Annotated in this window: 16 protein-coding genes; all 16 read left to right on the top strand. The window is 44.9% G+C overall.

The window, feature by feature from the left end:
• The first annotated feature begins 7 nt into the window (after positions 1 to 7).
• The 16 genes from acuI (at position 8) to ABXT59_RS09560 (ending at position 15,633) form a co-directional block, all read left to right on the top strand.
• Positions 8 to 988, top strand: a complete 981-nt coding sequence (gene acuI / locus ABXT59_RS09635; RefSeq protein WP_443635903.1) for an acrylyl-CoA reductase (NADPH) — start codon at positions 8 to 10, stop codon at positions 986 to 988.
• Positions 989 to 1,150: 162 nt separating this feature from the next.
• A complete protein-coding gene (gene acuR, locus ABXT59_RS09630) occupies positions 1,151 to 1,786 on the top strand; it encodes an acrylate utilization transcriptional regulator AcuR (protein ID WP_443635902.1) in 636 nt (211 codons plus the stop codon).
• A 179-nt stretch (positions 1,787 to 1,965) separates the two neighbouring features.
• Positions 1,966 to 3,495 (top strand): CoA-acylating methylmalonate-semialdehyde dehydrogenase, encoded by a 1,530-nt coding sequence (locus ABXT59_RS09625; protein WP_443635901.1) that lies wholly within the window; start codon positions 1,966 to 1,968, stop codon positions 3,493 to 3,495.
• On the top strand, positions 3,495 to 5,153 hold the full coding sequence (locus tag ABXT59_RS09620) for a GMC family oxidoreductase (RefSeq protein ID WP_443635900.1): 1,659 nt from the start codon (positions 3,495 to 3,497) through the stop codon (positions 5,151 to 5,153). Before ABXT59_RS09625 ends, ABXT59_RS09620 begins: the two co-directional genes overlap by 1 nt.
• 18 nt (positions 5,154 to 5,171) lie before the next feature.
• Complete coding sequence (locus ABXT59_RS09615) at positions 5,172 to 6,437, top strand: CaiB/BaiF CoA transferase family protein (RefSeq protein ID WP_443635899.1); 1,266 nt, start codon at positions 5,172 to 5,174, stop codon at positions 6,435 to 6,437.
• 23 nt (positions 6,438 to 6,460) lie between these two features.
• A complete protein-coding gene (locus ABXT59_RS09610) occupies positions 6,461 to 7,279 on the top strand; it encodes an enoyl-CoA hydratase-related protein (RefSeq protein WP_443635898.1) in 819 nt (272 codons plus the stop codon).
• Between the two features lie 143 nt (positions 7,280 to 7,422).
• A complete protein-coding gene (locus tag ABXT59_RS09605) occupies positions 7,423 to 8,682 on the top strand; it encodes an ABC transporter substrate-binding protein (protein ID WP_443635897.1) in 1,260 nt (419 codons plus the stop codon).
• Between the two features lie 133 nt (positions 8,683 to 8,815).
• Positions 8,816 to 9,703, top strand: coding sequence for a branched-chain amino acid ABC transporter permease (locus ABXT59_RS09600; RefSeq protein WP_443635896.1), 888 nt, complete (start codon positions 8,816 to 8,818; stop codon positions 9,701 to 9,703).
• A gap of 4 nt (positions 9,704 to 9,707) precedes the next feature.
• Entirely contained in the window at positions 9,708 to 10,625 is a 918-nt protein-coding gene (locus ABXT59_RS09595; protein WP_443635895.1) for a branched-chain amino acid ABC transporter permease, read from the top strand.
• Positions 10,618 to 11,382, top strand: a complete 765-nt coding sequence (locus tag ABXT59_RS09590; RefSeq protein ID WP_443635894.1) for an ABC transporter ATP-binding protein — start codon at positions 10,618 to 10,620, stop codon at positions 11,380 to 11,382. The genes ABXT59_RS09595 and ABXT59_RS09590 overlap by 8 nt, the downstream gene beginning before the upstream one ends.
• Complete coding sequence (locus ABXT59_RS09585; RefSeq protein ID WP_443635893.1) at positions 11,382 to 12,095, top strand: ABC transporter ATP-binding protein; 714 nt, start codon at positions 11,382 to 11,384, stop codon at positions 12,093 to 12,095. Before ABXT59_RS09590 ends, ABXT59_RS09585 begins: the two co-directional genes overlap by 1 nt.
• 18 nt (positions 12,096 to 12,113) lie before the next feature.
• A complete protein-coding gene (locus ABXT59_RS09580) occupies positions 12,114 to 13,010 on the top strand; it encodes a branched-chain amino acid ABC transporter permease (protein ID WP_443635892.1) in 897 nt (298 codons plus the stop codon).
• 3 nt (positions 13,011 to 13,013) lie between these two features.
• On the top strand, positions 13,014 to 13,913 hold the full coding sequence (locus ABXT59_RS09575; protein ID WP_443635891.1) for a branched-chain amino acid ABC transporter permease: 900 nt from the start codon (positions 13,014 to 13,016) through the stop codon (positions 13,911 to 13,913).
• Complete coding sequence (locus tag ABXT59_RS09570; RefSeq protein ID WP_443638589.1) at positions 13,906 to 14,559, top strand: ATP-binding cassette domain-containing protein; 654 nt, start codon at positions 13,906 to 13,908, stop codon at positions 14,557 to 14,559. Before ABXT59_RS09575 ends, ABXT59_RS09570 begins: the two co-directional genes overlap by 8 nt.
• A complete protein-coding gene (locus tag ABXT59_RS09565; RefSeq protein WP_443635890.1) occupies positions 14,546 to 15,181 on the top strand; it encodes an ATP-binding cassette domain-containing protein in 636 nt (211 codons plus the stop codon). Before ABXT59_RS09570 ends, ABXT59_RS09565 begins: the two co-directional genes overlap by 14 nt.
• Before the next feature lie 2 nt (positions 15,182 to 15,183).
• Positions 15,184 to 15,633 carry a FixH family protein gene (locus ABXT59_RS09560; RefSeq protein WP_443635889.1) on the top strand — a complete coding sequence of 150 codons (450 nt, stop codon included), beginning with the start codon at positions 15,184 to 15,186 and terminating at the stop codon, positions 15,631 to 15,633.
• The last annotated feature ends 465 nt before the right edge of the window (positions 15,634 to 16,098 follow it).

The raw sequence follows: 16,098 nt of genomic DNA, 5'->3' as shown, positions 1-16,098 counted from the left end.
AGCCCTCATGCAAGCAATTCTAATTAACAAAGATGACAGTGGTTACAGTGCTCAAATGAGCCAAATTGAGGAGCAGCAATTACCTGAGGGTGACGTGTTAATTCAAGTGGATTATTCCACCCTTAACTACAAAGACAGCCTTGCCATAACGGGTGCATCCCCTGTAGTTCGAAATTTTCCAATGGTGCCCGGTATTGATTTTGCAGGCACCGTAGAACACAGTGATCATGCTGACTTTAAGGCAGGTGATCAAGTGGTGCTTAATGGCTTTGGTGTGGGTGAAGGCCATTGGGGTGGTTTGGCGCAAAAGGCCCGTGTAAAAGGGGATTGGTTGGTGCCTTTACCCTCAGCCTTTACACCCAAACAAGCCATGACCATTGGCACCGCAGGTTACACCGCCATGTTGTGTGTCATGGCCCTAGAACAACAGGGCGTGAATCCGGACCAAGGTGAGATTTTGGTCACAGGCGCTGCGGGTGGCGTAGGTAGTGTGGCTGTTAGTCTGCTGGCTAAATTGGGTTATACGGTTGTGGCCTCCAGTGGCCGACCTGAAGAAAAAGACTATTTGTTAAGTTTAGGTGCCACCCAAGTGATGGATCGTAATGAACTGAGCGAAAAAGGTAGGCCTTTGGCTAAGGAACGCTGGGCTGGTGCTATTGATGTTGCTGGTAGTCATACCTTAGCCAATATTTGTGCGTCTATGAAGTATGGTGGCACTGTTGCAGCCTGTGGTTTGGCCCAAGGGTATGATCTACCCGCCACAGTAATGCCATTTATCTTACGTGGCATCACCCTAGCGGGTATTGACAGTGTCTACCGTCCTAAGGCGGATCGTATTGCGGCCTGGAATCGCTTAGCAGAAGATCTAGATCTTACTCACTTAGATGCTATTATGACCGAAATAACTCTAAGCCAAGCCCTAGAGACTGCCCAAGAGCAAATGCAGGGTCTCACTCGTGGCCGCTTTGTGGTGAACGTTAACGCTTAGCACTTTCTTTACTATGCCTACTTTTTAAGTGCCACTTTGACGCGAGGATACCTGCGGCGGGTGGTAATGGCACCATGCCACCCCTTGCATAAAATTTAGGCTTGCTTTCTAATGAACTGGGCCAGGCTTGTAATATTAGACGGTCGTCTATATAATAAACTTATGAATAAAGTTAGCAACATAAAACAGTCACGAGGGCGACCCAGTAAAAGTGCCCAACAGACTGATGAAAATCGTCAGCGCCTAATCACGGTTGGTGTTGCTTTGTTAACCAAAAAAGGTTTCGGTGCGACAGGTTTGGATGAAGTTACTGCAAAAGCAGGTCTGCCAAAGGGATCGTTTTATGCGTATTTTGACAGTAAAGAAGCATTTGGTCTGATTCTAATTGATGCCTATGCTAAATTTTTTAATAAGATGCTGGATCAGGCGTTTCTGAATGAGGCTCACACTCCCCTTGAGCGGCTAAATAATTTTACTTTAGAAGCGCGCAACAATATGGCCAAGTATGATTTTAATCGAGGCTGTCTGGTGGGTAATCTAGGTATTGAAATATATGCCTTGCCAGGAGTTTTTCGACAACGCCTAGTAGACGTCTTCTCTGACTGGCAGGGTAAAACTGAAACCTGTTTGTTAGCAGGTCAGGCACTTGGAGAAATATCCCCAAACATTAATTGTGCAGCTAAAGCAGAATCATTCTGGATTGGCTGGGAAGGCGCCATCTTGCGAGCCAAACTCGAACGACGTGCTGCTCCTATTGATATGTTTAAAACAGATTTTTTAGAAAATCTAATTAGGTAGTCATAGGTTTATTTTGTTATTTATTAGTCAGTTGTCTAATAAATATATAAGTATAAATAAAATGATTTGATATGGCCTAGTATTTATTAGTCAAATGTCTAATATATTTATAGCCAATTTTTTTATTTATTTATTAGTCAATTGGCTAATAATTATTAGAATTTTTAAGGAACAATAATATGGTGGGTGTAAACAAGGCTGCAGATCAAAAAGCCATTAAAGTGATTGGCAACTATGTAGCAGGCCAGCACTGTAAAGCTTCTGGCTCAGCCGGGCATGAGGTTTTTAACCCAGCCTCTGGAGAGGTGTGTGCCCATGTGACTTATTCAACTGTTGACGACGTGAATCAGGCTGTGGCACAAGCCCTCAAAGCATTTGAAACTTGGTCAGAAGTGCCTCCCATTATCCGGGCCCGTAAAATGAACCGCTTGCTAACCTTAATGCAAGATAATAAAGAAGCCTTGGCAACAGCAATTACTAAAGAACACGGTAAAGTGTTTTCTGATGCCATGGGTGAGGTTGAGCGGGGCATCGATATTGTCGAGTTTGCCTGCGGTATTCCTCAGCTTCTTAAAGGTGACTTTTCTGACCAGGTGTCCACTAACATGGATAATTGGACCATGCGCCAGCCTCTAGGTGTAGTTGCTGGCGTTACCCCCTTTAACTTTCCTGTCATGGTCCCCGCGTGGATGTTTCCAGTAGCTATCGCTTGTGGAAATACTTTTATTCTTAAACCATCACCCACTGATCCGACACCTTCCTTGTTGATGGCCGATCTTATAAAAGCGGCTGGTTTCCCTGATGGTGTGTTCAATGTTTTGCAGGGTGATAAGTTCGCTGTAGAAGCTTTACTAGATCACCCGGATGTAGAAGCTCTTTCATTTGTTGGTTCTACTCCCATAGCAAATGCTGTATACCAGCGTGGTGCTGCCAATGGTAAGCGCATACAAGCGTTAGGTGGTGCAAAAAACCATATGGTGGTCATGCCGGATGCAGACATTTCAAAGGCAGTCGATGGTCTTATAGGGGCCGCTTTTGGCTCTGCAGGAGAGCGATGCATGGCTATTTCTGTAGCGGTACTCGTGGCTGACGCAGCAGATAAAGTAATGCCCTTGTTGACCGAACGTGCGCAAAAACTCTGCATTGGGTCAGGAATGACGCCAGAAAGTGAGATGGGGCCTATTATTAGTGATGTGGCCCGTCAGCGCATCAGTGGTTATATTGATGCAGGTGTTGAAGAAGGAGCACAATTACTAGTCGATGGCCGTAATCATTCTGTGCCTGGGTTTGAGGGAGGTTTCTTTTTGGGAGCTACTCTATTTGACCAAGTCAAACCGACTATGAAAATTTACCAAGAAGAAATATTTGGACCAGTATTGTGCTGTGTTCGAGTTGATACAGTGGAACAGGCCATTGCACTTATTAATGCACATCGTTTTGGCAATGGCGTTTCCTGCTATACCCGCAATGGTGGTGTAGCCCGATTATTTAACCGCACCATTCAGGTTGGAATGGTGGGTATTAACGTACCTATTCCAGTGCCTATGGCTTGGCAGGGATTTGGAGGTTGGAAGAAAAGCTTATTTGGTGACATGCATGCCTATGGGGAAGAGGGGGTGCGTTTTTATACCCGCCAAAAATCAATAATGCAACGTTGGCCTGAAGACATGGCCGATGGTGCAGAATTTGCTATGCCAGTGGCCAAATAATGAACCAAGAATTTGACTACATTATTGTTGGAGCTGGCACTGCGGGTGCATTGTTAGCTAATCGTCTGAGTGCTGATAGCTCAAAGCGTGTGCTTTTGTTAGAGGCTGGCGGTAAGGATAATTACCACTGGATCCATATTCCTGTGGGGTACCTTTACTGCATAGGTAACCCTCGTACTGACTGGCTGTTTAAAACTGAACCAGAATCAGGTTTAAATGGCCGCTCCTTGCTATACCCACGAGGAAAAACGCTGGGTGGGTGCTCCTCCATAAACGGCATGATTTATATGCGTGGCCAGGCAAGAGATTATGATCAATGGGCTGAACTGACGGGTGACTCTGAATGGTCTTGGGCTGCCAGTTTGGACGATTTTAAGGCCCACGAAGACCACTATAGTCTGGATAATAGTGCCAACAGCCTCGACCCCAAAATACAAGAGCGCGCTCGCTTACATGGCTCTGGCGGTGAATGGAGAGTTGAAAAACAACGCTTACGTTGGGAAATTTTAGAAGCTTATGCCAAAGCGGCAATCCAGACAGGAATCCCTGCTACTGAAGATTTTAACGGTGGTGATAATTCTGGAGCTGGTTATTTTGACGTTAACCAGCGCTCGGGCTGGCGGTGGAATACTTCAAAGGCGTTCTTACGGCCTATTAAAAAACGCCCAAATTTAGAAATTTGGACTCATGCTCAAGTCACTAAACTTAACCTTATTACTGAAGCTGATGAGCAGAAAAAATGTATTTCTGTGGATGTTAGGTCTAACGGTAAAGACTATACATTAGACGCTCGTTTGGAAGTGTTACTCAGTGCTGGTGCCATTGGCAGCCCTCAAATTCTGCAGCTTTCTGGCATTGGTTGTCCAGCACATTTGGCTAGTGTAGGAGTTGAGGTTAAGCACGCCCTTAAAGGAGTGGGCCAGAACCTTCAGGACCATTTACAAATTCGCACTGTATACGGAGTCGAAGGTGTGAAAACCCTCAATAAAATGGCCTCTACATTATTGGGAAAAGCAGCTTTTGCTATCGAATATGCTCTCAAGCGCACTGGCCCTATGAGTATGGCACCTTCTCAATTAGGCATATTTACCAAAAGTGATCCAGCCCTCAAGCATGCAAATTTAGAATTCCATGTACAACCCCTGAGCTTAGAAGCCTTTGGGCAGCCGTTACATGATTTTCCAGCCATTACAGCCAGCGTTTGTAATCTTAATCCTACAAGTCGAGGCACAGTATTAATCAAGTCAGCTGACCCTTTTCAAGCACCAGCTATTGCACCTAACTACTTAGCTACGGAAGAGGACCTTAAAGTAGCTGCTGACAGTATGCGAGTGGTGCGTGGCATTGCCCAACAGCAGGCTTTGGCACAGTACAACCCAAGAGAAATTAAGCCTGGGGTCCAGTTCCAGACTGACAAAGAATTAGCGCAGGTGGCTGGTGATATTGCTTCCACCATCTTTCACCCAGTGGGTACCACTAAGATGGGCCAAAAAAATGACCCAGAAGCCGTAGTTGATAGTCACTTAAGGGTCTATGGCATACGAGGTTTGAGAGTCGTAGACGCTGGCGTTATGCCAACTATCACCAGTGGTAATACAAACAGCCCAACTTTGATGATTGCCGAAAAGGCCGCACGTTGGATTTTGCAGGACAACTAACCAGACATGAGAACAGCCATGGATGATATACCTTTGAAAAAAGGCCCCCTTAGTGGGGTGACCGTACTCGACTTTTCACGAGTTTTAGCTGGACCATACTGCACTATGGTCCTAGCGGACTTAGGTGCCCGTGTAATTAAGGTTGAAAAAATTGGCACAGGTGATGATACGCGCGCCTTTGGCCCCTTTATTGAAAAAGAATCAGCTTACTTCAATTGTTTTAATCGACACAAGGAAAGTATTGTTTTAGACATCAAATCACCGCGTGATCGAGAGTTATTGGAGCGCCTATTTGATACAGCTGATGTGCTGGTAGAGAATTTTCGGCCTGGAGTCATGGACCGCTTGGGTTATGGAGCTGAGCGCTTAGCTAAGACTCATCCCCATTTAATCTATACCTCCATTTCTGGTTTTGGCCATTCGGGTCCCTATAAGGAGTTCCCAGGCTACGACATGGTGGTTCAGGCGATGGGTGGCATTATGAGTCTCACGGGCTGGCCTGATGGTGAACCCGCTCGCGTCGGCACTAGTTTTGGTGATTTGGGTGCAGCTCTGTTTGCGGTGGTGGGTATTGTTTCAGCACTTTATAGCCGTACCAAAGATGCACAGGGTACGCGAGTGGATATTGGTATGCTCGATTGTCAGGCGGCATTAATGGAGACGGCCCTAGCCCGTTATGACGTTGAGGGTATTGTGCCCAATCGTACAGGTGATTCTCACCCCTCCTTAGCTCCCTTTGAAAGTTTTCGTACCAAAGACGAGAAGATTGTTATTGCAGCTGGGAATGACACCTTATTCATGTTGATGGCAGATGCACTGGAAATGCCAGCCCTAGCACTTGATCCACGTTTTATGACCAACGATCTAAGGTGTAAAAACCGACCCGAAATGGTTATAGAGATCGAAAAAGCATTAAAGCAAGAATCTGTGACTCATTGGATTGATGCACTTAATGAAGTGGGGGTGCCCTGTGCCCCAATTAATACCATAGACAAGCTGTTTGACCACCCGCAGTTGTTATCTAGAGACATGATAGTGCAAGTGGAAGGGCCATCAAAAGTACCTTTAAGAACAGCAGGCAATCCCATTAAGATGCATGGCCACGAGGAGATTGATGTTAATACGCCCCTCTATGCACCAGGCTTGGGAGAACACCGTGAACGGATTCTGGCTGAGCTCTTGGGAAACCATGGCGCCTATGACTTACCTGCTGACAAACAAGCAGGCACACCAAAAGACACTCCAAAAAACACTCCAAAAAACCAAAAAACCAAAAAACTTTAAGCAAATAATGGAAAATTAGCCACATGACTGCAACTAAAGATAAAAAAATGACCCAGCCTAGTGCCACCGATAAACCAGAAATGATCTTGGTTGAGCGGCGTGAACAGGTGGGGTTAATCACCCTTAACCGGCCCAAACAGTTAAATGCTCTCAACAGGCAACTAGCCCATGAAACTCTTGCAGCCTTGCGTGATTTTGATGCTGATCCTCAAATTGGTGCCATCGTCATTACTGGAAGTTCAAGGGCCTTTGCTGCTGGGGCAGATATTGAAGAAATGGCGGCACAAAGCTTCACTGAGTTCTATATGGATGACTTTTTGTCACCTTGGGATCAAGTGAGCAGTATAAGCAAGCCCATTATCGCAGCAGTCGGGGGCTTCGCCCTCGGTGGTGGATGTGAGCTGGCTTTGTTATGTGACTTTATTATTGCCTCAGAAGATGCGCAGTTTGGTCAACCAGAAATTAAATTGGGTATTTTGCCTGGTATTGGTGGTTCTCAGCGTCTGACTCGTTCTGTGGGTAAGGCTTTGGCTATGGATCTCGTATTAACCGGTCGCAATATTGGTGCCCAAGAAGCTAAAGAGGTGGGATTAGTAGCCCGAGTAGTGCCAACAAAAGACCTACTCCAAGTAACATTAGAGGCTGCTCATACAATCGCTGGTTATAACACTCCAGCTGTAAAAATGGCTAAGCGAGCGGTCAATATGGCGCTTGAAACACCTTTAGCTGAGGGCTTACGCACCGAGAGGTTATATTTCCAAGCTGCCTTTGCAACGGATGGCCAAAAAGAAGGCATGAATGCATTTTTGCAAAAGCGCGCACCGGTATTCCGCAACCGCTAGATTGCTTGGTTAACTGATGGCAAAAATTAAGGCGTCAATAGATGAGCTAATGGCGGAAAACTAATAAAAGATAACTAATAGAGGAAAGCTAGATATAAAACGAATTTTGACTTAATTAAACAATTAAAATAATGGAAAAGACTATGAAACAAATAACAAAAAATATAATTGTCAGTGCCGTATCAGCCTTGCTGCTTGCCTCTGGAGCAGCAGTTGCTGAAACCGAAATTAATATTGCGGGTTGGGGTGCTAAATCGGGCCCATTAAGATCATTTGGTATCAACTCAGAAGCAGTAATGAAGGCCGCTGTTGCCCGAGTTAATGAAATGGGTGGGGTTAAACTAGCTAATGGGTCAATGGCAAAACTTACCTATAACTACAGTGATAGTGCCTGCAATGCTGAGCAGGCCATTGCTGTAGCTCGTAAAGAAGCAGCGGAAGGAAAATCGCTTATTGGTATTGGCCCGACTTGTTCTGGCGCTGCTGCAGCCATGTTTGGTGTGTTCCAAAAGCAGGTTGACGATACGGGTGACACAGGTCTGCAGTATCCTATTCTAACGGATACAGCGGTTCGTAATGGCTTGGCTAAGATTTCACAGTGGACGTTCCGTAATACGCCCAATGAGCCAGAAATGTATGATCGTCTATGGGCTTGGATTGCTGAAAATAATCCCGACCTAAAGACTATTTATGGTGGCACAGAAACTGACCAGGGGCACTCCAATGGAACCTATTCGAAGGTTATTGTGCAGGCGGCAACCCGCCATGGCTTTACCTGGGCTACAGGAGATATTGAAGGTTTAACTGGTGATATTGCTTCTGGCTACAAGGAAGTGTTAAATAATTCTTCCAACTGGCTCCAAGCTGATGCTAGTTTTTCAGTTCAAGCACGAGCTTTTCGCCGTTCAAATGCAGATGTCTTGATCATTTCGTCTCATCCTTTCACCACCTGTGGCATGCTCAAAGAATTAGCCCGTCAGCAAGTTAAGCCAAAGATGATTGTTGGTCTGACATCATCATCATCTGCAGAAGTAATGAAAGGTTGTGCTGCTGAGGCTGAAGGTATGATCATTCCTACTAGTTTTGCTCCGATTACAGAAGCCGCTGCTGAAGTTGCCGCACTTGCTACTGCTAACGGTGGTGATGCTGATTTACACTCTGCTGCGGTATGGGAAAATGTGATGATCATCAAGCAGGTTATCGAAAATGTAGGCATTACTGGTGATGCAAACATGATTGAGCAAGAGCGCCGAAAGATTCGCGATGGACTTGCCGCTTTAACTGAAACTGATGGCTTGCTAGGTAAGATTACCCGAGTGCAAGACGAAGGTGAGGCTCTTAAGCCCTACGTATTTGTCCAGGCACAAAGTGGTTCATGGAATGTAATCCACGATCCTAGGTAAGCGGGGTATTTACCCTTTGAACCCGCCAGTCTGAAACTGGCGGGTTGTTACCCATATTAATAAGCCATAGCCACACTTAATGAGTGCTCTCTATTAAGGTGGGCTATTGCAAAAATGCACAAAGTGAAAACTTATGAATTTTGACCATATAGACATAATCCAGTCACTGATTGATGGGGTACTGTTTGGCTCCATTTATGCCTTGATTGGATTAGGCTTTACGCTGATTTTTGGGGCCATGCATAAGCTCAATCTAGCCTACGCAGCATCCAGTATTGCTGGAGCTTATTCGGGTTTGATGTCGTTGACTATATTTGGCCTGCCCCCACTAATGGCTTTTATCATCGGCCCCATTATGTCGGGTGTTATTGGCTTGATACTTTATTTTGCCTGCTTCCGATTTATGCCAAGGGGTAATCAGCTTGCACCTTTAATGGCTTCCATCGGTGCCCTATTTTTTATTGACGAACTGATTATTCACGAAACTTCTGGTTCGCCTCTGTCGTTTCCGTCTATCCTGCCAGACGCCTATTTTTTTCTAGGTGAGTTCGGTATTCGTGGTGATTTACTTTTGGTTATGGGTTTTAGTTTCATCCTCATGGCAATTGTGATGCTGCTGCTCTACCGAACTAAACTTGGCTTAGGCACACGCGCCACCTCACAGCAACCAGTCGCTGCATTACTATGCGGCATTCCAATCCATAGAACTAATGCTGCTACCTTTATCCTGGCAGGTATCTTAGGAGGTTTTGCAGGTTGCCTATTAGCAGCTTCAGTGGGTGTACTATCGCCCCTGTTGACCTTACCCCTCACAGTAAAGGGTCTTATTGTCACCGTAATTGGGGGCCTTGGTAGCATTCGTGGTGCCATCATTGCTGGCTTCGCTGTAGGTGCAGCTGAGGGTATCTTCCTCCTAGTTCGTGGTGTAAACGAACGTGACATCTACGTATTTCTGTTGCTTTTCTTATTCCTAGTGCTGCGCCCGAATGGGTTATTTGGCACCACCATCAACCGGGATTGATACCATGACATATTTATTAGGTATTTTTCAGACTATTGGGGTGCATACGCTACTTGGTCTGTCAGCTTATTTATTATTGCTTACCGGCCAACTAAGTTTGGCTCAGGTTGGTTTCTTTGCCATTGGAGCTTATGTTTCAGGTATTTTGACCGTTATTTTTAGTTGGAATATTTTTGCTGCCCTAGCCCTTGGTTCGCTTATGGCTGGATTTTTTGCATTTTTAGTGGGTTTTCCAGCGTTAAGGGTAAAAGGGTTGATGCTTGTAGTGGCGACTATTTCTTTTTCTGAAATTGTACGCTTGTTTTTCTTTAACCTCAGCTGGAGAGTTAACTTGAATGGGGTTGAGGTTGGTCCTGATAGCACTCAAGGTTTTAGAGAAATTCGTTATTTTGCTGCCAATGGTTGGGAGCAGGTGCATATTGTTGGCCTTATTTGGTCTGTAGTCATGTTAGTAATGCTCGCTCTCTGGTGGCTAGACCAAGTCCGCGCTGGTGCTGTTTTGCGGGCTGTTGGTACGGATGAGCTTGCAGCTCAAAGCTCAGGTATAAACCTGACGATGGTAAAAGTTGCGGCTATGACTGGGGGTGGTGTTATCGCAGGTATTGGAGGTGGGTTGTTTGCACATTCAACCACTTATGTTGATCATCATACTTTTGTGATTTTATTAGCAACTTTTGCTGTTTCTTATCCCATTATAGGTGGCCTTCGTAGTGTCATGGGAACTTTATTTGCTGTCATATTTATTCAAGGCTTTATTATTGAAGGCTTAAGATTTATGGGTGATTATCGCAATCTGATTTTTGGTTTACTGATCATCTTGGTAATGAATCTTCGGCCACAAGGTCTGCTCGATGGCAATCTAATGTTAGACATGAAAAAGCTGCTGTCACGACTGAAAAAGGGAGATAAAGCTGATGCTTGAAGTACGCAACTTAGTTAAGCATTTTGGTGGCGTACGGGCCGTAGATGGGCTTGACTTTAAAATTCAACAAGGTGAAGTGTTTGGCCTTATTGGACCCAATGGTTCTGGCAAAAGTACTACTGTGAACTTAGTTTGTGGTGTATTTGCACCCACCGATGGGGAAATTCTGTTGGATGGTATTGATCTAGGAGCCATCGCTCCCCATAACCGGGTAGACGCGGGAGTGGCTCGTACTTTTCAGAACATACGCTTGTTTAGTGATTTGACGGTCTGGCAGAATTTATGGGTGGCCTGGCGTGATCAACCCGGCCATGAACAGGGTCGGGTCTCTAATTGGTTTGGTCGCTCACCAGCCCGCCGGCAGGAAATACAGAAATTATTAGAGTTCTCGGGCTTAGGCGATAAAGCTGATCATCTTGCTGGCAATCTTGCCTTTGGGGAACAACGGCGCTTAGAACTGGCCCGAGCAATGGCCTCCAAACCTAAGCTCATTCTCTTGGACGAGCCAGCAGCAGGCATGAATTCTACTGAGATCAAAGACCTTTGTCAGCGAGTATTGGCTATGAAGAAAATGGGTATGACTGTATTACTCGTGGAACATGTGATGGAATTGGTGATGAATGTGACTGATCGTATTACAGTATTAAACTTTGGTAAGCCTATAGCCCAGGGTACTCCAATTGAAATTCAGAATAACAAACTAGTGCAAGAGGCTTATTTTGGGTCGGCAGAAAATGCCCATGGAGGAGTGAGCTAATGTTGAGCGTAAACAACTTGGTTACTTCGTATGGGCTCATTAAGGCTTTGAAAGGGGTTTCGTTGGAGGCTAAGAAAGGTGCAGTGACTTGTATTCTCGGCCCCAATGGTGCGGGTAAAACTACCCTTATGTTCACTCTGGCTGGAATTTTAGCTCCAGATACTGGCAAAGTTAGCTTGCTTGACCAAAATTTGATGGGCCTTGGAGCACCAAAAATACTGCGTAAAGGTTTGGCATTGGTGCCAGAGAATCGCTTAGTATTTGCTGATCTGACAGTATCCGAAAACCTTCTTGCTGGTGCCTTTTCCCAAAGTCGAGCGATGTCAGCTCAAGTTAGTGATGACATCGACAAGATGTATGACCGCTTTCCTATTCTTAAAGCACGTCATGATCAGCCAGCGGGCAACCTCTCTGGAGGAGAGCAGCAGATGCTGGCTCTGGCACGAGCATTAATGTCACGGCCAAGTATATTGTTAATGGATGAACCTTCAGTGGGTTTGTCACCACTCATTGTTGATGAAATTTTTGCCATAATTAAGCAGCTCAATGACGACGGTATGTCCATTCTTTTGGTGGAACAAAATGCTACTAAAGCTCTGCAGGTAGCAGATTATTTCTACCTACTTGATCAGGGTAAGGTGACTTTCAGTGGCACTCCTGACCAGCTAAAAGATGACGACATTATTAAGCGGGCGTACCTTGGTGGTGGCTAACATATAGGGTAGGTTCAGATGGATATGCTACAAACAAGTATCGATGGCCTGATGATGGGTTCTACCTATGCACTTTTGGGGCTTAGTTTCGCTCTAGTGTTTGGAGTCATGCGTCGAATCAACCTTGCCTTTGGTGCTTGTTTACTCTTTGGCGCTTCGCTAGCCATTTACCTAGAGCCCATTCTGGGCTGGGGTGCCTGGGGTTTGTTCTTAGTGACTATAGTGGGAGCAGCCCTAGCCTCATCCTATGTGGAACGTCTGTGCTTTGCGCCGCATGGCAAACGCCAAGGTGATGTCACGGCGATGGTTGCCAGTTTTGCAGTATGGATGCAACTAGATGAAATTTCTTCCCAACTATTACCCCAAAGAACACACGCATTTCAGGGCATTGAGGTGCCAAATTTTTGGTGGGGAGAGCTCTTTGTGCGGGGAGATCAACTGCTGCACTTTGCTATAGCTTTAGTTAGCATCCTCTTGCTGTATTTGCTGCTTTACAAAACTCGTTTTGGACTTTTGGTTCGGGCCACAGCTGATAGCTCAGAAACAGCTCACCTGTTGGGTGCTCCGGTGCCTTGGTTGGGATTTACAATCTTTTTGGTGGCAGGAATTTTAGGCGGCTTAGCCGCCTTCATGATTTTATCTGCAGATGGTTATGTGACCCCTTTATTTGGCTTATGGAGCACCTTTAAAGGTCTGGTGGCTATGATTATTGGCGGAGTGGGTTCACTAGTTGGAGCTGTACTTGGCGGGCTTATATTAGGTCTTGTCGAAACCCATGCTGGGGCTGCACTGGGTGCTGAATTTCGGGACATGGTGACCTTTGGGATGGTTTTTCTGGTGTTGATTATAAGACCTGGCGGCCTGATGGGCGTTAAAATTTATCGTACTGATAGCTTAGCTCAGGAACGGGTTTAAGCTATGGATATTTACCTTGCCTCTGTATTGACTAATATGACACTCATTGCATTTTTGGCTCTTTCTGCTTATTTGGTGTTAGTGGTTGGGGAGGTCTCTTTTGGACAACAGGCTTTTTTTGGTATTGGGGCTTATATTACAGCTTCTGCAACGGCTTTGGCGGGCGTTCATATTTTTTGGGGACTATTGGCTGGTGCGATAGGAGGAGCGAGCTTTGCTCTGTTGTTAGGGCTGCTCACTATAAGGTTGTCAGGCATTTACTTTGCTATTAGCACCCTTTGCTTTGCAGAATTACTGCGTTTTTCTTTATTGCACATTCGTTTTGCCCAAAATATTGACGGACGTATTATCGGCCCTGATGGCCCTGAAGGGTTCTCTAACATCCGCTGGATTTTTGAAAATAATTATGCGGTGACTGATTTTTTATTATTGGCAGTAACGTGTTTGATAATATTACTCATAGTACTCTTTAGTCTGGAACGCAGCCCTATTATGTTAGGGGCACGTATGGTTGGTGATGATCCAGTTCTAGCTCAGTCTCAGGGCCTCAATCCTACTTACTATCGACTTAGCTTTATTGCCTTCTCTGGTGCTGTGGCTGGCTTTGGTGGTGGCTTATTTGCACTCTTTAATACCCATATTGAGCCAGCGATGTTTGGTGTCATGCTAGGAATACATGGCTTAGCCTATGCCATTATTGGTGGCTGTGGTTCGGCCATTGGTCCACTGTTAGGAGTTGTTTTAGACATTGGTTTGTTGGAAAGTATCCGCCAACTGGCGGCCTACCGGATGATTATATTTGGTGGTCTGGTGGCGTTGTTGCTGGTGTTTCGACCTGAAGGTATTGTTAGCCCAAGGTTGGTGTCTCGCTTGAAAAGTCGCTGGAGAAAACGCTATCTATAGTCTGCAAAATATCGGCAAGTCTTTCGGTGGGGTTGATGTATTAACAGACATATCCCTCACCTTAAAGTCTGGTCAGCGCCTTGGAATTACGGGTGCTAATGGAGTGGGTAAGTCGACCTTAATTAATATTGCTACAGGCTTTTTGACACCTGACTCAGGTCATATTCAAATTAATCAACAAATATTAACTGATCGACCTGCTTGGGCCTTCGCCCTCGCAGGTATTCAGAGAACTTTTCAATCGACTCGCTTCTTAAAAACCGCCAATCTAGAAGAGCAACTATTGTTAGCGGCTAGGATGCCTGAATCAAAAATTAGATTAACCAAGCTAATAAAACTAGGCGGTTTAGAGGCCAGTTTGCATCTGTTCCCAGATGAAATTCCTCTACCTTTGTTGCGCAAGGCTGAAGTCATAAGAGCTCTTGCAGTCAATCCAGATGTGCTATTTTTAGATGAGCCGTCAGCGGGCTTAACAATTGAGGAATTAGATCAATTTAGTATGTTTTTAAAGCAACAATTGGGTCAAAAAATGGCTTTGGTGGTGGTAGAACACAGGCTAGATTTTATGGCAATGGTTACTGATTCTGTATTTGAAATGCAACCTAATCGGGGACTAGTCAAGAGAGAAATTGATGTTAAAACTTGACCAAATAACAGTCCAATATGGTGCTCTTGTGGCCTTAAATGCGTTGGACCTATGCATAGATGAGGGCACAATTAATGTGATTGAAGGGCACCATGGTGCAGGTAAATCTAGTCTTCTCAAAGCCATTATTGGAGCAGTGCCTTCAAAGGGTAAAGTTTGGCTTGATCAGCACCCAATGCATCGACGCACTCCAGCTCGCTTGCTGCAGGCGGGAGTAGTACTTGTGCCAGAAGGCAGACAATTATTTGGGCGTCTATCCACTCGAGAAAACCTCCAGTTTGGCCTCCATGTTGCAGGTGTTGCGGGCAACATTGAAACAGCACTAGAGTATTTTCCACAACTCTCACCGCTACTGGATAAGCCGGCCTATGTTTTGAGTGGTGGTCAGGCACAAATGCTTGCAATCGCTAGAGCAATGCTGACCAACCCTCGATACCTCTTGGCTGACGAGCCATTAATGGGCCTGTCAGATGGCCCTAAAGAGCAGGTTTGGCAGGTGTTGATTGATCTTCAGAGAAAAGGAGTGGGGGTCTTGATTATGGGTGAGTATTTAGCAGCCAATGACACATTGATTGAACAACATAAAATAATTAATAATGGCTACCTTGAGTCAGGAAAATAATAATGAAAAATAGCATCATTTATGCATGGGCGATAACTTTAACCCTACTTCCCTCAATTGCGCAGGCTAATATGGCTGAAACTCAGACTCATTGTATGCCCCATAAACAGTTACTAGCATATACCTGCCAGGTGAAGCTATTGTCCCATAACGAGCCTGTCAGTAATGCTAGTATGAGTGTTAGTGCAGATATGCCTTCCATGCCTATGGCTCATAATATGAGACAAATTATGGTGTCGCCAGTTGTGGGTTTAGCAGGTCAGTATGAGTTTATTTTGGAATTAGAAATGGTAGGACAATGGCGGTTGGTTTACAATATTTTGACCCCCTTCGCTGATAGAGTGCATGAACCTCTAGTGGTTGGTACTCATGATAAGTCCAAACCACACAAAACATTGCATGAAAATAGTATGCAAGATCACTCAAGGATGCCCAGCAAAGAGCATGATTAAATAATTGTTAGGGTGTCTGCTTAGCGTAGGTTTTAGATATTACGTACCACGTTAATATATGAAAAGTTAAGTCAGTTAGTCACTGGTGTTGGGTTTTGTGTGTGCTGTCTTTGCCTTGGAGCAAAGTTCAAATAAAACCCACCATCGGACTAAATATGCTACTTATTGTGGATCAATCCCCAAGGTGTGCGCGAATCTTTATACTGATATAGTTGATGAGAAAGGTCATTTAAAGAAGAGCGTATTCTGAAAAGCTAATTGATGAGTTAATGTTTAGAACTTTACTTAGATACTAAGCCTCGTTAATTAGTCTAGGCTTTTATTTTATCCGCGCGACTTCATAGTATTGGTAAGGCTAAGTGGGTTAAAGGTAAATTGTTCTCCAAGGGCTAGCAAGACCAAGTTAATCTTGTGTGTATTATGTAAAAAAATTACATAAATAGTTTATTATGGTTAAAATTGAGA

The organism is Candidatus Njordibacter sp. Uisw_058 (assembly GCF_047730065.1).
Lineage (GTDB): Bacteria > Pseudomonadota > Gammaproteobacteria > Pseudomonadales > Balneatricaceae > Njordibacter.
Note: the sequence above shows the minus strand (reverse complement) of the source record. Positions and strands in the feature narration are given on the sequence as shown.

What these genes read in the sequence shown, in the direction of transcription:
- acuI (WP_443635903.1), top strand. Translation starts at nt 8, where the DNA reads ATGCAAGCAATTCTAATTAACAAAGATGACAGTGGTTACAGTGCTCAA.
- acuR (WP_443635902.1), top strand. Translation starts at nt 1,151, where the DNA reads ATGAATAAAGTTAGCAACATAAAACAGTCACGAGGGCGACCCAGTAAA.
- ABXT59_RS09625 (WP_443635901.1), top strand. Translation starts at nt 1,966, where the DNA reads ATGGTGGGTGTAAACAAGGCTGCAGATCAAAAAGCCATTAAAGTGATT.
- ABXT59_RS09620 (WP_443635900.1), top strand. Translation starts at nt 3,495, where the DNA reads ATGAACCAAGAATTTGACTACATTATTGTTGGAGCTGGCACTGCGGGT.
- ABXT59_RS09615 (WP_443635899.1), top strand. Translation starts at nt 5,172, where the DNA reads ATGGATGATATACCTTTGAAAAAAGGCCCCCTTAGTGGGGTGACCGTA.
- ABXT59_RS09610 (WP_443635898.1), top strand. Translation starts at nt 6,461, where the DNA reads ATGACTGCAACTAAAGATAAAAAAATGACCCAGCCTAGTGCCACCGAT.
- ABXT59_RS09605 (WP_443635897.1), top strand. Translation starts at nt 7,423, where the DNA reads ATGAAACAAATAACAAAAAATATAATTGTCAGTGCCGTATCAGCCTTG.
- ABXT59_RS09600 (WP_443635896.1), top strand. Translation starts at nt 8,816, where the DNA reads ATGAATTTTGACCATATAGACATAATCCAGTCACTGATTGATGGGGTA.
- ABXT59_RS09595 (WP_443635895.1), top strand. Translation starts at nt 9,708, where the DNA reads ATGACATATTTATTAGGTATTTTTCAGACTATTGGGGTGCATACGCTA.
- ABXT59_RS09590 (WP_443635894.1), top strand. Translation starts at nt 10,618, where the DNA reads ATGCTTGAAGTACGCAACTTAGTTAAGCATTTTGGTGGCGTACGGGCC.
- ABXT59_RS09585 (WP_443635893.1), top strand. Translation starts at nt 11,382, where the DNA reads ATGTTGAGCGTAAACAACTTGGTTACTTCGTATGGGCTCATTAAGGCT.
- ABXT59_RS09580 (WP_443635892.1), top strand. Translation starts at nt 12,114, where the DNA reads ATGGATATGCTACAAACAAGTATCGATGGCCTGATGATGGGTTCTACC.
- ABXT59_RS09575 (WP_443635891.1), top strand. Translation starts at nt 13,014, where the DNA reads ATGGATATTTACCTTGCCTCTGTATTGACTAATATGACACTCATTGCA.
- ABXT59_RS09565 (WP_443635890.1), top strand. Translation starts at nt 14,546, where the DNA reads ATGTTAAAACTTGACCAAATAACAGTCCAATATGGTGCTCTTGTGGCC.
- ABXT59_RS09560 (WP_443635889.1), top strand. Translation starts at nt 15,184, where the DNA reads ATGAAAAATAGCATCATTTATGCATGGGCGATAACTTTAACCCTACTT.